Genomic DNA, 15,877 nt, shown 5'->3' on the forward strand with positions numbered 1-15,877 from the left:
GGATCTCGATACGCGCCCTGTGCGCTGCTCGATCAGCAGGAACCGGTCACCCACGCGCGATGCTCGCTCAGCAGGAGCCGGAGCCCCCGCGTCAGCCCTTCTCCGCGCCCTCGGTCGTGTTCATGATCCGCCGCTGGAAGACGAAGAACAGGACGGCCACCGGGATCGACATCAGCACCGCGGCCGCGAGCTGCAGCGGGTACTGGTTGCCGGTGCCCAGCTGCCCCGACACGAGCGACGCGACTCCGGTCGTCAGCGTGTTGAGCTCCGGCGACTGCCGAGACACCACGAAGTGCGAGAACTCGTTCCACGAGCCCTGGAACGACAGGATGAACAGCGTCACGATCGCCGGACGCGCCATCGGCACCACGATCGAGCGGAAGGTCCGGAACACTCCGGCCCCGTCGATCCGCGCGGCCTCCTCGATGGAGAGCGGGATCGAGTCGAAGAACTGCTTCATGATGAAGATCCCCGCCGCGTCCACGATCAGCGGGACGATCATCCCCGCGTAGCTGTCGTAGAGGCCGAGCTGCTTGAGGATCAGGAACCGCGGGATCAGCAGCACCACCGCGGGCACGCTCATCACTCCGATGAACAGCGCGAACAGCAGGCCCCGTCCGCGGAAGCGCAGCCGCGACAGCGCGTAGCCGGCCAGCGAGTCGAAGAAGACCCGGCCGACGGTGACGAACACGGTGACGATCACCGAGTTGAGCGTCCACAGCGGCAGCGGGACGTCGGTGAACAGCCGCTCGTAGGAGGCGAACGACCAGGTCGCGGGCAGCAGCGACAGCGGGTTCGCGGTGGCGTCGGCGTCCGACTTGAACGACGACGCGACCGAGATCAGGAACGGGTAGATGTACACCAGCGCCAGCGCGATCAGCAGCAGGTAGCCGCCGATCAGCGACGCGCGGCCGCGGGCGCCCAGGCGGATGCGGCGGTGCGGCACCGGTGCGGCGGGCTCGGGGCTCTCGGGGGCGCGGGTGCCGGGCTCGGTCAGCGTGCTCATCGGATGCCTCCCGTGGTGAGGGTCGTCGCGGCGTCGGCGCGGGCGGCGCGGCGGGGGCGCCGACGCGGCTCCCCCTTCTCGCGGAGGAGCGCCCGCTGCAGGAGCGTCAGCACGACGATGATGAAGAAGAGGATGAAGGCGATCGCGGCGCCCTGACCCCAGCGGAGATCCGTGAACGAGGACTCGTAGGCGAGGTACGCCGGGGTGAGCAGCGTCTTGCCCGGCGCCCCTCCTCCGGTGAGGTAGATCTGGTCGAACACCTGCCAGGTGCCGATCAGTCCGAGGGTCAGCACGGTGAAGAGCGTGGGCTTGAGCATCGGCAGAGTGACCGAGAAGAACTTCCGGAGCGGGCCGGCGCCGTCCATGAGCGCCGCCTCGTCGATCTCGGCGCCGATGTTCTGCAGCGCCGCGAGGAACAGCAGCATGAACGTGCCCGAGGTGGTGAAGATCGCCATCGTGATCAGCACGCACATCGCGACGGACGGGCCGGACAGCCAGTCCCACCAGGTGAGGCCGAGCGGGGCGCCCGCGGCCAGCGGCCCGGAGCCGTCGACGCCGACGGCGCCCAGGAGCGAGTGCAGGACACCGGTCGGGTCGGCCATCCAGGTCGGCCCGTCGGCGCCGAACCAGCCGAGCACCGCGTTGACGACGCCCGAGGCGGAGAAGAGGAACAGGAAGATCACGGTGATCGCGATCGAGGAGGTGACGGAGGGGAAGTAGAAGGCGGTGCGGAAGAAGCCCCGGCCCCGCAGGATCCGCCGGTTCACCTGCACGGCGAGGAAGAGTGCGAGCGCGGTCTGCAGCGGCACCACGAGCAGCACGTAGTAGACGTTGTTTCGGATCGCGGTGCCGAAGTCCTTCTGCGCCAGGCCGGAGTCGGTGAGCACCGCGCGGTAGTTGTCGGCTCCGACGAACTGCGCGGTCGGCCCGAGGGGCGAGCCGAGCCCGTTCCAGTTGCTGACGCTGACCCAGAGGGCGAGGCCGATCGGGACGACGAGGAACACGCCGATCACGACGATCGCCGGGAGGGTGAAGAGCCAGCCGTAGCGGGCCTCGTGCCCGCGGATGCCGGAGCGGCGGCTCCGGGGGGCGGCGGTGGTGCTCATCGATGCGTCTCCTTCGACTCACGTGCGCGGGGTGGGGCGTGCCGGTCGGGCACGGGGAGGCGGCGGTCGGGTCCGCCGCCTCCCGGCCGGGCTACTTCGCGTTCGCGGTGTCGAGCGCGTCCTGCAGGTTGGTCTGCAGGTCGCCGAGGATCGACTCCGGGTCGCCGGTCGCGAGGCCCTCGAGCGCCGAGTTGAAGTCGGTGATGACGGTCGCCGCGCCGGCGAAGGCCACGGGGCTCACCGCGTAGTCGTTGCCGGAGACGAAGGCGGCGTTCTCGGGGTACTTCGTCGCGTACTCGGCGGCTCCGGTCTCGGTGGAGGGGATGACTCCGAAGGCGTCCGAGAAGGCGAGCTGCTGCTCGTCCGAGGTCAGGGCCGACACGAGCGACTCCGTCTTCTCGGCCGTGGCGCTGCCGACGGGGATGCCCCAGCAGTTGCTGAAGGTGAAGGTCGACTTCCCGCCGGGGCCGGCGGGGAGCTCGGCGACGCGGTAGTTCACGTCGGGGTAGTCGGCCGCGAGCGCTCCGTTGATCCACGGGCCCTCGATGACCATCGCCGCCGCGCCCTTGCCGAACGCCTCGCCGGACCAGCCGGAGTCGAGCGCGGCCGGGAACTTCAGCACGCCGTCGGTGAGCAGCGTCTTCACCTCGGTCAGGCCCGCGACGTTCTCGGGGGTGTCCGCGGTGACGGTGGTGCCGTCCTCCGAGAGGAGCGATCCGCCGGCCTGGTTCATGAAGGTGCCGATGCGCGCGTACTCGGCGCCGAAGGAGAGCCCGGTCACTCCGTTCGCGGTCAGCTTCGTCGCCGCCGACTCGAGCGAGGCCCAGTCGGTGGGGACGTCCGCGTCGGTGAGGCCGGCCGCCGCCCAGAGGTCCGTGTTGATCACGAGGCCGAGCGTGGAGAAGTCCTTGGGCTCGCAGTAAAACCGGTCGTCGTAGCTGAACGCGTCGCGCAGCGCCGGGTAGAAGGCGTCGGCGTTCCCGGCGTCCTGGGCGTACGGCTCGAGGTAGCGGTTGCTCGCGTAGGTCTGGAACTGGTCCCAGCTCATGTAGAAGAGGTCGGGCGGGTTGCCGCCGGAGAAGCCCTGGCCGAGCTGCTGCGTCAGGTCACTGGCGGCGACCACGTCGACCGTCGTGCTGTTCTGCTCGCCCCAGGCGTTCACGGCGTCGGTGACGGCGGTCGTCTCGGCGTCGCCGGACGAGCCGATCATCACGGTGAGGGCGGAGTCGCCGCCCGCGCCACCGGAGTCGGAGCCGCTCGAGCAGGCGGCGAGCGGAAGCAGCAGGCCTCCGGCGAGGATCGCGGCACCCCAGCGTGCCGCGCGGTGGGTGGGGGTCATGGTCTGGCCTTTCGTGGGGAGGGGCGCCGGTCGGAGTGACGGCGCCTCAGTCGGCGGGGTGGTGGAGGGGTGTGCGGAGCACGAGGTGGGGCTCGATCAGACGGTGGGCCTCGCCCGGAGCGAGCGAGCGGTGGACGACGTCGTCGCCGCGCTCGCCCAGCAGGAGCTCGAGCGCGCCCGCGGCCACCGCGTCGAGGTCCTGCTCGATGCTCGGCAGGCCGACGGCCGCGGCGACGGGGGTGTTGTCGAAGCCGACGATCGGGAGGGAGGGCCGGCCGACGGCCACGGCTGCCATCGAGGCGCCGAGCGCGAGCGAGTCGGAGACGCAGACCAGCCCGTCGAGCTCCGGGGTCGAGCGGAGGAACTCGATGGCCGCGATCCGGGCCTGCTGGACGTCGTCCTCGGAGGAGGCGGCGAGCAGTGGCGCGTCGCGGAACCGCTCGCGGTGCACCCGCTCCCAGCCGCTGCGGCGGTCGTCGCCGGTCGCGGATCCGCTCGGCCAGCCGAGGAAGCCGATGCGGGAGCAGCCGCTGTCGGCGAGGTGCGCCGTGGCCTGGGCGAGCCCGGCGGCGCCGTCGACGTCGACCCAGAGGTGCTGCGGGTCGTTGCGGTCGTCGACGCCCCAGGGGCGGCCGAAGGTGACGAAGGGCACGGCCTGCTCGATCAGCCAGGCGGTCCGGGGGTCGCCGTAGAAGGTGGAGGTGAGCACGAAGGCGTCGACGTCGGCTCCGTCGCGGAGGCGCCCGATCCGCTCGATCTCCTCCTCCGGGCTCTTCGCCGTGTAGAGGAGGATGCGCATGCCGCGCGCGTCGGCCTGCTCGGTGACGGCGTGGAGGAAGCGGTCGAGCAGGCTGCCGGAGATGCCGTCGAGCACGCGGTCCATCCGGACGCCGATGGTGCCGGACTTGCGGGTGCGGAGGCGGCGGGCCGAGGCGTGCGGCCGGTAGTTGAGGTCGCCGATCGCCTTCTCGACGCGCTCGCGGGTGCTGTCGCGGACGATGTGCGGGCTGTTGAGCACGTTCGACACGGTCTGGCGCGAGACGCCGGCGGCACGGGCGACGTCCTCGACGGTCGGCAGTGCCATGCGTCCTCCTCGACGTGCTCTTGATCGTTCCAACCTGGCCGGATCCACCGGTTTGATCGATCAAATCCTTCGGTAAGGTTACCTCCGACGACGCCGCTGTCAACCGTCCGCCACGCTCCGGCACTCCCGGGGCCGGCAGAGGACGATCGGCGGCACGCCCCCAGCACCGACGATCCAGTGAGGAGTCGACCGTGACGACCGAGCGCGACGACCGACAGACCCCGCCCCGCCAGCCCCTCCTCCACGACTCCCTCGTCCTGCTCCGCGCACCCGTGCAGCTGTGGTCGGACGAGGCGGGCGAGGTCGGCTCCCGCCCCGTGCACGGGCTCTACCTCGGCGACGTGCGCGTGCTCGCGGGCGCCTCCCTCCGGGTGGGCGGCGCGGCGCTCGAGGCGATCGCGACCGGCCGCGACGGCGCCTCCTCCGCCCGCTTCACCGCGCTCGCCCGCCATCTCGACGACGCCGCCGCGGACCCGCGGATCCGCGTGGTCCGCTCGCGGGAGGTCTCCGCCGGCGGCGTCCGCGAGAGCATCCGCCTCGAGTCGGCGCTGCCCGACGAGGTCGCGACCACCGTCGAGCTGACCCTCGACCCCGACTTCTCGCTCGTGCACGTGGTGAAGGCGGGGCTCCGCGACGAGCCCTCCTTCGCGACCGCTCTGGTGGACGGCGGCCTCGACTGGACCCACGGCCCGGTCCGCGCCGAGCTGCGCGCGCCCGGCGCCTCGATCTCGGGCACGGTGCTCACCTGGAGCGTCGTGGTCCCGGCCCGCGGGAGCGTCGAGGTCGTGTGGAGCGTCGCCGCGGAGGACGCCTCCGCCGTGGTCGCCGCCGCGTCCGGACCGGCCGAATGGGCGGGGACCGCGCTCGAGACCGGCGACTCCCGCCTCGCCTCCTGGTGCCGCGCCGCGCTCGACGACCTCGACGCCCTGCGCATGGTCACCGTGGAGCGCCCCGGCGAGCCCTTCCTCGCCGCGGGAGCGCCGTGGTTCTTCACCCTCTTCGGCCGCGACTCGATCTGGGCGGCGCGGATGCTCCTCCCCCTCGGGACCGGGATCGCCGCCTCCACCCTCCGCGTCCTGGCAGGCCTGCAGGGCACCCGCCACGTCGCGGACACCGCCGAGCAGCCGGGCAGGATCATGCACGAGCTGCGCGCCACGACCCTCGAGATCCCCGGCGAGGGCGTCTCGCTGCCCCCGCTCTACTTCGGCACGGTCGACGCCACCGCGCTCTGGGTCTGCCTCCTCCACGACGCCTGGCGCTGGGGGCTCCCGGACGACGAGGTCGAGGAGCTGCTGCCCGCTCTGGAGGCGGCGCTGCGCTGGCTCCGCGACGACGGCGACTCCGACGGCGACGGGTTCCTCGAGTACGTCGACACCACGGGGCACGGCCTCGCCAACCAGGGCTGGAAGGACTCGGGCGACTCGATCCAGTGGCGCGACGGCACGCTCGCGGAGGGTCCGATCGCGCTCTGCGAGGTGCAGGCCTACGCCCACGAGGCCATGGTCGGCGGAGCGGCGCTGCTCGAGCACCTCGGCCGTGACGGCTCGGAGTGGCGCGAGGCGGCGTCGACGCTGAAGGCGCGCTTCGCGGAGGCGTTCTGGATCGACGACGCCGACGGCGGCTACCCGGCGATCGCGCTCGACGCGGCCGGGCGCCCGGTCGACACGATCACCAGCAACCTCGGCCACCTCCTCGGCACCGGCATCCTCTCCCCCGAGCACGCCGCCCGGGTCGCCGAGCTGCTGGTCTCCCCCGGGCTCGACTCGGGCTTCGGCCTGCGCACCCTGGACACCGGCTCGGGCGGCTACTGGCCGCTGTCGTACCACGGCGGCTCCGTCTGGGCCCACGACACCGCGATCGCCGTCACCGGGCTCGCCCGGGAGGGCTTCGGGGCGGAGGCGACGACCCTCTCGCGCGGACTGATCGCCGCGGCCGAGGGCTTCGGCTACCGGATGCCCGAGCTGCACTCGGGCGACCCCGCCGCCGAGGTGCACGCGCCGGTGCCGTACCCGGCGGCCTGCCGACCGCAGGCCTGGTCGGCGGCCGCCTCCGTCGCCGTGCTGTCGGCGGCGCTGGGGCTCGCTCCCGGAGGCGACACCCTGGTCGTCGCGCCGCTCTCGCCCGCGCTCGCCGGGCCGATCCGCGTGGACGGGATCCGCTACCGCGGCTCCGTGGTGCCGGTGGACTGGGACGGCAGGATCTGAGGCGCCGCGCCGCTCAGGGCGGACCGGCTCAGATCAGGCCGGCTCAGGGCAGGCGCGCTCAGGGCAGGCGCGCCACGACCGCGCGCGCGATGCGCCGGCCCGAGCGGTTCGCCCCGATGGTCGAGGCCGTCGGGCCGTAGCCGGCGAAGAAGACGCGCTGATCCGTCAGCGAGGCTCCGTCGGCGACCGCGATGCCGCCCTCGCGCTCGCGCAGCCCGAGCGGAGCGAGGTGGCGCAGCTCCGGCCGGAAGCCCGTCGCCCAGATGATCGCGTCGGCGCGCGTGAAGGAGCCGTCCGGCCAGCGCACGCCCTCCTCCTCGATCGACGAGAACATCCCCCGCTCGTGCAGGAGCCCGCGCTCGATCCCGGCGACCACCCGGCGGGTGCGCTGCACGCCCGTGCCGCCGACGATGCTCGGGAGGGGCAGCCCGGCGCGGGCGGCGCGGTCCTGCTCGGCCACCGCCTCCACCGCCGACTCCATCGCCAGCTGCTCGCCGTCGTGGTAGACCACCGGTCGCCGCGTCGCCCACGTCAGTGAGCGCGCCACCCGCTCGAGCTCCAGCAGGAAGCCGATCGCCGAGGTGCCGCCGCCGACCACGAGCACCTGCTTCCCGGCGAAGTCCTCGGCGCGGACGTACTCGGTCGGGTCGATCTGCACGCCGCGGAAGCGGTCGCGCCCGGGGTAGTGCGGTACGAAGGGCGATCCCCAGGTGCCGGTCGCGTTGACGAGCAGGCTCGCGCGCTCGACCGCGCGGTCGGACTCGACGACGAGCGGCGACCCCGTGTCGTGCGGCGTCGCACTCGTGACGCGCCGCACCGACTCCGGACGGCGGATCTCGAGACCGAGCTCCTCCTCGTAGCGCCCGTAGTACTCGCGGACCACGTCCCGTGCCGGTCGCCGGTGATCGGCCGTGCGGAACGACAGCCCCATCCGCTCCATGCCCGGGAGATCGTGCACGCGGTGCGCGGAGCCGAGCCGCAGGGCCTCCCAGCGGAACTGCCAGGCCCCGCCGGGCTCCGAACCGCGGTCGAGGACGATCAGGTCGCGCCCGGGGACGAGGCCGAGACGGCGCAGGTAGTAGGCCACGGACAGACCCGCCTGGCCCGCGCCGATCACCACGACGGGACGCGGTGGGGCGACGCTGTCCACGGTGCTCCTGACGCGGTCGAGGATGGGCGGCCGTCCGGCAGATCGAGGCCCGGGGTGGCGTGTCCCCCGTCTGCTAAACTACCGCGTAGATTTCAACTTTCCCTGTCTGCTCTTTTCCCCAGCCGGCTCACTGCCCGTCTGGCCTGTCATCGTGAGGGGGTCACCCATGGGGCGCGGCCGTCAGAAGGCGAAGAACACCAAGATCGCCCGTGAGCTGAAGTCGTTCAGCCCGGCGGTCGATTACAGCGCGCTCGAGCGCGAGCTCAGCCACCCGGACGAGCCGGACTACTCGAAGTGGATCGACGCCGAGGACGACGGCGACGACACGGACCTCGTCGAGGAGCCGCACCAGAAGCGTGCGTGACTCCTCCCGTGAATCGGGGCCGCTCCCTCGGGGCGGCCCCGTTTCGCGTGCGGACGGGGATCCGGCGGGTGAGGGACCCGACCTGGAGCGCGGGTCGCTCGGCTGAGCACGTTCTCCCGCTTTCCGCCACTGAGTGCAGAATGTCGGTGCCCCCTGGGACACTGACTGGATGAGCACTTCCCCGTCCGCACGGCTGCCCGTGTGGCAGTCGGAGCGTCGCGGGAACGACCTCGACGAGGCGCGCGACTTCTACGCCGGCTCGTACAACGGCTCCGGCTTCCGGGCCGAACGCTCGGTCGTGCCGTTCGCGTTCCGCTACACGACGACCGGGCCCGGGCCCGTCAGCCTCCACTCCGCCTCCTTCCTGGGCCGCGTGCGCGGCACGGTGGCCCCGAGCGACGTCTACGTCGCCCTCTGGCTGACCGCCGGGCGCGCCTCCCTCGATCTGGGGCGCGACGAGCACCGCCTCGTCGTCGGCCGCCCGGCCATGTTCCCGAGCGGCCGGCCCTTCGGCTTCGAGGCCCTCGAGTACCGCGACGCGCTCGTGCACTTCGAGGCCGCCCACCTCGAGGCGATCGCCGCGGAGCTGCACGGCACCGAGCCCGGCCCGCTGCGGTTCGCCCCTGTGGCGCGCGACACGACCGCCTGGTGGGCGGCGATCCGGCTCCTGCGCGACACCCTCGCCTCCGCGCACACGCCCACCGTGCTGCAGCGCGACGGCGTCGCCCGCATCGCCGCGCTCGCCGCCCTGCAGACCTTCGCCCACCGCATCGCCCCGCTGCCGGCCGTGCCGCCCTCGGTCAGCGCGCGGCGCCTCCGCCGGGCCGTGGAGTTCGTGCAGGCCAACGCCGATCTGCCCCTCGGAGTGGCCGACATCGCCGACGCGGCCGGGCTCACGGTCCGCGGCGTGCAGCTGGCGTTCCAGCGCGCCTTCGGCGAGACCCCGCGGCACTACCTGCGCGACGTCCGCCTCGAGCGCGCGCACGAGGAGCTCTCGGCCGGATCGATCGGCTCGCTGGTGGTCGGCGACGTCGCCGCACGCTGGGGGTTCATCAGCGGCGGCCGCTTCGCCCAGCACTACGCGACGCGGTTCGGCGAGCTCCCGAGCGAGACCCTCCGGCGCTAGCCCCGCCGATCCCCGACGACGGTTCCGCCGAGGGGCGTTCGGGCGTACTGTCCGAGGACCGCCCGCTGCCCCGCGGGCCGCGTCGATGGAGCCGCGAATGTTCGAACCCGGAGGATCCGCGCGGCCTGTCGCGCGGGTCGGCTACGTCACCGCCGCCCTGCTGGTCGGCGCGATCCTGGTGGGCGGCGCGGTCGGCGCCGCCGTCGCCCTGGTCCTCTACCTGCCCGGCGTCCTCGCCGCCGACGGACCGCCCGGGCTGGTGAGCTTCGGCCTGCTCATGGGAGCGGCCTCCGGCGCGGGCATCGGAGTCGTCGGAGGCGCGGGAGCGGTCGCCGGCATGGTCGCGGTGCGCGTCGCGAGCCGCCGCGACGGCCCGTTCGTGCTCGGCACCAGCGCGGGCGCCGGCCTCGGCGTGCTGGTCGCCTCCGCGAACCTGCTCGTCAGCCGCGACGCCCCGACCTGGGCGACCGCCCTGCTCGCCACCGCGGCCGCCTGCGCCCTCTGCGCGGCGGGCTCGTGGCTGCTGACCCGGCACGAGCACTCCTGGGAGCGCGCGCACGCCGTACCGCGCTGATCCGCGGCGCCTCCGGGGATCAGCCCGCGTAGGACCCGACCAGGCGGACCGCTCCGCCGTCGACGCCCTTCGCGCCCTGCTCGAAGCCCTCGAACCCGCGCGCGGCCGTCGAGACGCGGCCCGCGACCCACGACGGGACGCCCGAGCGCTCGAGGCGTGCGATCACGCCGTCGGCCGCCTCCGCCGCGACCACGGCGAACATGCCGATGCCGAGGTTCCAGGTGCCCTCGGTGCTCTCGAGCGTCGCGCCGGACATCCCGGCGAGCGCGCGGAACACGTCGGACGGGCTCCAGCTCGCCCGCTCGACCTCGACCCAGGAGCCGCGCGGCAGCACCCGCGCGAGGTTCGCCGCGATCCCGCCGCCGGTGACGTGGCTGATGGAGTGGACGGCCGGGCCGAGCTCGACGTCGTCGAGCAGGTCGAGGAGGGGCCGGGTGTAGAGGCGGGTCGGCTCCAGCAGCACCTCGCCGACCACGCCGCCCAGCTCCTCGGAGCGGTCGGTGAAGCCGATGCCGCGCTCGGCGAGGATGTGGCGCACGAGCGAGTAGCCGTTCGAGTGCAGTCCGGAGGAGGCCATCGCCACCACGACGTCGCCGTCGCGCACGCGGTCGGCGCCGCGCACCTGGTCGGCCTCGATCGCGCCGACCGCCGCGCCCGCCACGTCGTAGTCGTCGGGTCCGAGCAGGCCCGGGTGCTCGGCCGTCTCGCCGCCGACGAGCGCGGTGCCCGTCTCGGAGCAGGCGCGCGCGATGCCGGCGACGATGTCGGCGATGCGGGCCGGGACGACCTTGCCGCACGCGATGTAGTCGGTCATGAAGAAGGGGCGGGCGCCGACCACGACGATGTCGTCGACGACCATGCCGACGAGGTCCTGCCCGATGGTGTCGTGCTTGTCGATCGCCTGGGCGAGCGCGACCTTGGTGCCGACGCCGTCGGTCGAGGTCGCGAGGAGGGGGGCTCGGAAGTCGCGGAGGAAGGAGACGTCGTAGAGGCCCGCGAAGCCGCCGACCCCGCCGAGGACCCGGCTGTCGTGCGTCGCCGACACCGCCGACTTCATCAGCTCGACGGCGAGGTCCCCCGCCGCCGTGTCGACTCCTGCGCGGGCGTAGCTGCTCGTCTCATCACTCACGCGACGACCCTACCGACTGCCCTCTCCCGCCGCGGCGCGGATCCGGGTCCGCCGCACCGGCGGCTCCCGCTCCGCGCCCGCGGTCACGCGTCCCAGGCCACGTAGTGCAGCTCGGCGCGGTCGCGGCTGCGGTGGAGGTCGAGGTAGGACCGGGCGATGACCTCGGCCGCCGCGTCCGGGTGGCCGCCGTCGATGAGCGCGGTGATCGCCACGTGGGCGGCGTAGACGCCCCGGGGCTCGAGCGCGGAGTGGAGGTTGAGGACCCAGTTCCGCAGGCCCGCGGCGGCGATGTTGATGTTCGCCAGCGCCGCGTGCGGGGCGACGGAGCCGCCGCCGGTGGTGACGAGGATCGTCCCGCTGCCGGCGGCGATCATGCCCGGAACCACCTCGCCGACGGCGCGGAGCGCGCCGCCGAGGTAGAAGTCGATCTGCGGCTGCAGGTTCTCGGGCGTGACGTCCAGGACGCCGACCGGGGTGAGAGCGGAGTCGGCGGGGGAGAACTCGAGGACGTCGATCGGACCGAGGTCGGCACGGATCGCCCGCAGCGCGGCGGTGAGGGTCTCGGGCTGCGCGATGTCGGCGGCGAACCCCGTCGCCTCGATGCCCTCTTCGGCGAGGCGGGCGGCCAGGCCGTCCAGCTTCTCCTGGTTCCGCGAGACGAGGGCGACGGTGAAGCCGGCCCGGCCGAAGACGCGGGCGATCTCGAGGCCGAGGCCGGGGCCCGCGCCGACGACGGTGAGAAGGGGCATGGGAGGTCCTGTCGTCGTGCGCCCCGGGGCGCGATGAGCGGGGCTGCTAAGTTGAGGTCAGCCTCAAGACTCATTGGACCATAAGTTGAGTGGCACCTCAAGATCATCGGGAGGATCGCGTGGACGAGCAGAAGGTCCTGCGCCGGGACGCGCAGCGGAACGTCGAGAAGCTGCACGCCGCCGCCCTCGAGGTCTTCGGCTCCCGCGGCCTCGCCGCCCCCCTCGAGGACATCGCCCGTCACGCCGGCGTGAGCATCGGCACCCTCTACAACCGCGTCGGCTCCCGTGAGGAGCTCATCGACGCCGTCGTCCCGGCCGTCGCCGGCGAGAAGCTGAAGGGCCTGACCGAGCGCGCTCTCGCCGAGCGGTCCTCCCGCGGACGCCTGGAGCGCTTCGTCTCCGGGATGATCGACCTCCAGCTGGAGGACCCCGCCCTCAACGACGCGATGCTGCGCCGCTTCCCCGACGCAGTCGCCCTCATCGAGGCCTGCGACCGCTCGATCGAGCTCGGCCGGGATCTCGTCGAGGCCGCCCACCGCGACGGATCCCTCTCCCCCGACTTCACCCACGACGACCTGATGGCCCTGCTCTGGATGGCGGGCACGACCAGCCGCGAGTCCGCGGCTCCGCAGGGCTGGCGCCGCGTCCTGGACCGCAGCCTCGCCGGAGCCTGGACGGCTCCGAGCAGCTGAGCGGCCGCGCGGCTCCCCGACCGACCGCCCGGCCGATCCGCCGGTCGACGCCGCCCTGAGCACCCCCGCGACCACGGATCCGCCCACGGCGAACCATTAGGGGATGAGTCCCCCGCGTGCCAGGATGGACCGTCAAACCCCCCTGCTATCCCCTTGGGAGCCCCTCCGGCATGTGCGGAATCGTTGGGATCGTGTCCTCCGGACCGGTCAACCAGTCCATCTACGACAGCCTCTCCCTCCTGCAGCACCGCGGCCAGGACTCGACCGGCATCGCGACCGCCGACGGCAGCACCCTGCACATCAAGAAGGCCGCGGGACAGGTCCGCGAGGCGTTTCGCACCCGCGACATGCGCTCGCTGCTCGGATCCATGGGCCTCGGCCACGTGCGCTACGCGACGAAGGGCAACGCCGAGCGCGAGGAGGAGGCCCAGCCGTTCTACGTGAACGCGCCGTACGGCATCATCCTCGTTCACAACGGCAACCTCACGAACACGCGCGAGCTCACCGAGGAGCTCTTCCGCATCGACCGCCGCCACCTCAACACCACCTCCGACACGGAGCTGCTGGTCAACGTGCTGGCGAACGAGCTGCAGGCCTCGATGTCGGGCCGCGACCTCGACGCCGACGAGGTGTTCGACGCCGTCGCCCGCGTGCACGAGCGCGTCGAGGGCTCCTACGCCACCATCGCGCTGATCGCCGGCGTCGGGCTGCTGGCGTTCCGCGACCCCTTCGGCATCCGCCCGCTCATCGTCGGCCGCCGCAGCAACACCGGCGCGCCGGACGACTGGGTCGTCGCCTCAGAGTCGCTCGTGCTCGAGGCGCAGGGCTTCGAGATCGTCCGCGACGTCGCTCCCGGCGAGGCGGTCTTCATCACCCCCGACGGCCGGATGGCCAGCCGCCAGTGCGCGAAGGATCCGCGACTCATCCCGTGCTCGTTCGAGTACGTCTACCTCGCCCGCCCCGACTCCGTGATGTCCGGCATCTCGGTCTACGAGGCGCGCCTGCGCCTGGGCGACCGGCTCGCCGACACCATCGCGCAGTACACCCCGGGCGGAGCGATCGACGTCGTCATGCCGATCCCCGACTCCTCCCGCCCCGCCGCGATGCAGGTCGCGCAGAAGCTCGGGATCGAGTACCGCGAGGGCTTCTACAAGAACCGCTACGTCGGCCGGACGTTCATCATGCCCGGGCAGGCGGTCCGCAAGAAGTCGGTGCGTCAGAAGCTCAACGCGATGTCGAGCGAGTTCAAGGGCAAGAACGTCCTGATCGTCGACGACTCGATCGTCCGCGGCACCACCTCCAAGGAGATCGTCGACATGGCCCGCGCGGCCGGCGCGAACACGGTCACCTTCGCGTCCGCCGCGCCTCCCGTGCGCTACCCGCACGTGTACGGGATCAACATGCCCTCGCGCCAGGAGCTCGTGGCCCACAACCGCCGCATCCCCGAGATCTCGGAGGCGATCGGCGCCGACCAGCTGATCTACCAGGAGGTCGCCGACATGAAGGCGGCGATCCTCGAGGGCTCGGACGTCACCGACCTCGAGACCAGCTGCTTCACCGGCGAGTACGTCACGGGCACCGTCACCCCGGAGTACCTCGACTGGGTGGAGCGCACTCAGCTGAGCTGAGCTCTGCACAGCGCCGGGCGCGGCGCAACGGGTGCCGCGGATCCGTGCGCCGCTCCATGATCGGAGGGTGCGCGGCCCCGCGCGCATGCACCCGAGGAGTCCCCCGTGATCTACCGAATCCTGCCGTTCCTGCTCACCTTCGTGGCCAAGAAGATCTCGAAGTCGCAGAAGGCCAAGCGCGCCGCCGCCAAGCGCCCGACGTCCACCCCGAGCAGCAGCCGCCGCTCCTCGTCGCGCCGGGGACGCTGACGCCGCGGTCCCGTCCGCGAGCGCGAGCCGCGGGCGGGACACTCAGCGCAGGGCGGAGTGCCGCGGCCGCAATGCGGCCCGCCTCCGCCGGCTAGACCCGGTCGGACCCCGTCCGCGGGTCGTCCTCGTCGGACGTCGTGCGCACGTCGGGCAGGGCCTCCTCGGCCACGGGCTCCTCGGCCGCGTCCTCGCGCTCGACGATCCGCTCGGCGGTGGTCCGGACGACCTTCCGGCCGACGACCCGGTCGAGCAGCACCACGACGAGCCCCGCGAGAGCGCCGAACAGCGTCACGAAGAGCAGCAGGCTGAAGCCGAAGACCTGCCCGCGGGAGAAGCCCTGCGTCTCGGGCAGCGCGAAGGTCAGCACGAAGGCCGCGATCGCTCCGAGCCCGACGCCGAGGGTCAGGATGCGCCAGACGCGCGGGGAGCGGCGGACGTCGACCTCTTCGCGGGTGACCTCGGGGCGGGCGGGATCGCTCATGCCTCCATTCTCCCCCGCGCGGGCGAGGGCACGGCACCGTGATCGCTCAGAGCGCGTGCACGAGCCGGCCCGCCTGCGCGCGCAGCTCGCGGACGACGGTGCGGACCGAGAGCCGCTCCGCCCGGTCCGGCCGCATCAGCGCGACGATGTGCCGCACGGAGTTCACCCCGCGGAGCGGCTTCACCACCACTCCCGCGCCGCCCGCCGTGTAGCGCGGGAGCACCGCGATGCCCAGGCCCGCCGCGACGAACGCCTCCGTCACGCGGGTCGACGCGAAGCGCTGCTCCACCCGCACCGCCTCGCCGGACGCGGTCTCGATGTCCTGCATCACGCGCTCGAACGGGAACCCGTCCGGGACGCCGATCCAGGTCTCGCCGACCAGATCCGCCGCCGACACCGTCGCCCGGTCCGCGAGGCGGTGCCCGGCCGGCAGGCCGATGTCGAGGGGCTCGATCATCAGCTCCGCCATCGCGAGTCCGCGGCCGGCCCAGGCGCTTCTGCCGGTGGGCGAGTGGGCGAGCACGATGTCGAAGTCGGCGGTCAGGTCGGCGAACTCGTCGGTGCCGGGGTCCGCGTCCTCGCACTGCACGACGAGCCCCTCGACGCTCCGGAGCGCCACCAGCGCGTTCGGGAGGAGCATCTGGCCCGCAGTGGGGAAGGTCGCGATGGTGACCTCGCCGATCGGGTTGTTCTTGAACGTCTGCCAGACGGCGTCGGCCCGCTCGAGCGCGATCGCGATCTCGGTGGCGCTCCGGGCGAGCTCGCGTCCCGCCGCCGTGAGCACCACGCCGCGGCCGGAGCGCTCGATCAGCGGCACGCCGGCCTCGCGCTCGAGCACCTTGAGCTGCTGCGAGACCGCGGAGGGCGTGCGGTGCGTCGCCTCCGCCACGGCCGTGATCGAGCGGCGCATCGAGAGCTCGCGGAGAAGTTCCAGCCGTCGCACGTCCATGTAGAGAAACTACACGTCAGGGCAAGAACAGTTCGATTGTCCTACGG

16 protein-coding genes are annotated in these 15,877 nt (G+C 72.9%); 7 read left to right on the forward strand and 9 right to left on the reverse strand.

The genetic code is table 11. The features are described from left to right. Window positions 1-91: 91 nt before the first annotated feature. The 4 genes from C5D09_RS11125 to C5D09_RS11140 all read right to left on the reverse strand — a co-directional run bounded on the left by C5D09_RS11125 (window position 92) and on the right by C5D09_RS11140 (window position 4,535). The gene (locus C5D09_RS11125; protein WP_104238713.1) at window positions 92-1,006 is read right to left on the reverse strand and encodes a carbohydrate ABC transporter permease; all 915 of its coding nucleotides are present in this window, start codon (window positions 1,004-1,006) and stop codon (window positions 92-94) included. Beyond that, complete coding sequence (locus C5D09_RS11130; protein ID WP_104238714.1) at window positions 1,003-2,112, reverse strand: carbohydrate ABC transporter permease; 1,110 nt, start codon at window positions 2,110-2,112, stop codon at window positions 1,003-1,005. The genes C5D09_RS11125 and C5D09_RS11130 overlap by 4 nt, the downstream gene beginning before the upstream one ends. Before the next feature lie 91 nt (window positions 2,113-2,203). Beyond that, entirely contained in the window at window positions 2,204-3,451 is a 1,248-nt protein-coding gene (locus tag C5D09_RS11135) for an extracellular solute-binding protein (RefSeq protein ID WP_104269327.1), read from the reverse strand. Window positions 3,452-3,497: 46 nt separating this feature from the next. Continuing rightward, window positions 3,498-4,535 carry a LacI family DNA-binding transcriptional regulator gene (locus C5D09_RS11140; protein ID WP_104247390.1) on the reverse strand — a complete coding sequence of 346 codons (1,038 nt, stop codon included), beginning with the start codon at window positions 4,533-4,535 and terminating at the stop codon, window positions 3,498-3,500. 191 nt (window positions 4,536-4,726) lie between these two features. Between C5D09_RS11140 and C5D09_RS11145 the strand changes: the two genes are divergently transcribed. Further along, entirely contained in the window at window positions 4,727-6,739 is a 2,013-nt protein-coding gene (locus C5D09_RS11145; protein ID WP_104269328.1) for a glycogen debranching N-terminal domain-containing protein, read from the forward strand. A 58-nt stretch (window positions 6,740-6,797) separates the two neighbouring features. Here C5D09_RS11145 and C5D09_RS11150 read toward each other — a convergent pair whose 3' ends face one another. After that, window positions 6,798-7,889, reverse strand: coding sequence for an FAD-dependent oxidoreductase (locus C5D09_RS11150; protein WP_104269329.1), 1,092 nt, complete (start codon window positions 7,887-7,889; stop codon window positions 6,798-6,800). 166 nt (window positions 7,890-8,055) lie between these two features. Here C5D09_RS11150 and C5D09_RS11155 point away from each other — a divergent pair, with 166 nt between their 5' ends. From C5D09_RS11155 to C5D09_RS11165, 3 genes are all read left to right on the forward strand, one after another. Beyond that, window positions 8,056-8,253: a DUF3073 domain-containing protein gene (locus C5D09_RS11155; protein WP_097167615.1), complete on the forward strand. Its 198-nt coding sequence runs from the start codon at window positions 8,056-8,058 to the stop codon at window positions 8,251-8,253. Between the two features lie 169 nt (window positions 8,254-8,422). Further along, window positions 8,423-9,379, forward strand: a complete 957-nt coding sequence (locus C5D09_RS11160) for an AraC family transcriptional regulator (protein WP_104269330.1) — start codon at window positions 8,423-8,425, stop codon at window positions 9,377-9,379. A 97-nt stretch (window positions 9,380-9,476) separates the two neighbouring features. Further along, complete coding sequence (locus C5D09_RS11165) at window positions 9,477-9,953, forward strand: hypothetical protein (protein WP_104257887.1); 477 nt, start codon at window positions 9,477-9,479, stop codon at window positions 9,951-9,953. Window positions 9,954-9,972: 19 nt separating this feature from the next. Here the strand turns inward: C5D09_RS11165 and purM are convergent, their stop codons facing one another. Beyond that, window positions 9,973-11,082, reverse strand: coding sequence for a phosphoribosylformylglycinamidine cyclo-ligase (gene purM, locus C5D09_RS11170; RefSeq protein WP_104269331.1), 1,110 nt, complete (start codon window positions 11,080-11,082; stop codon window positions 9,973-9,975). 83 nt (window positions 11,083-11,165) lie between these two features. Continuing rightward, window positions 11,166-11,831 (reverse strand): SDR family oxidoreductase, encoded by a 666-nt coding sequence (locus C5D09_RS11175; RefSeq protein ID WP_104269332.1) that lies wholly within the window; start codon window positions 11,829-11,831, stop codon window positions 11,166-11,168. Between the two features lie 119 nt (window positions 11,832-11,950). Between C5D09_RS11175 and C5D09_RS11180 the strand changes: the two genes are divergently transcribed. From C5D09_RS11180 to C5D09_RS17525, 3 genes are all read left to right on the forward strand, one after another. Next, window positions 11,951-12,523 carry a TetR/AcrR family transcriptional regulator gene (locus C5D09_RS11180; protein WP_104233833.1) on the forward strand — a complete coding sequence of 191 codons (573 nt, stop codon included), beginning with the start codon at window positions 11,951-11,953 and terminating at the stop codon, window positions 12,521-12,523. A 170-nt stretch (window positions 12,524-12,693) separates the two neighbouring features. Next, window positions 12,694-14,151, forward strand: a complete 1,458-nt coding sequence (gene purF, locus C5D09_RS11185) for an amidophosphoribosyltransferase (protein ID WP_104223766.1) — start codon at window positions 12,694-12,696, stop codon at window positions 14,149-14,151. A 105-nt stretch (window positions 14,152-14,256) separates the two neighbouring features. Then, window positions 14,257-14,400, forward strand: coding sequence for a hypothetical protein (locus C5D09_RS17525; RefSeq protein WP_159940146.1), 144 nt, complete (start codon window positions 14,257-14,259; stop codon window positions 14,398-14,400). Between the two features lie 91 nt (window positions 14,401-14,491). On the opposite strand, the gene C5D09_RS11190 is transcribed toward C5D09_RS17525, so the two are convergent. Together C5D09_RS11190 and C5D09_RS11195 are read right to left on the reverse strand one after the other, a co-directional pair. Further along, window positions 14,492-14,881, reverse strand: coding sequence for a hypothetical protein (locus C5D09_RS11190; protein ID WP_104233832.1), 390 nt, complete (start codon window positions 14,879-14,881; stop codon window positions 14,492-14,494). Window positions 14,882-14,927: 46 nt separating this feature from the next. Then, entirely contained in the window at window positions 14,928-15,830 is a 903-nt protein-coding gene (locus C5D09_RS11195; protein WP_104223768.1) for a LysR family transcriptional regulator, read from the reverse strand. Window positions 15,831-15,877: the final 47 nt, after the last annotated feature.

The sequence above is a fragment of the Rathayibacter sp. AY1C9 genome (genome assembly GCF_002932315.1).
In the GTDB taxonomy this organism is placed as follows: domain Bacteria; phylum Actinomycetota; class Actinomycetes; order Actinomycetales; family Microbacteriaceae; genus Rathayibacter.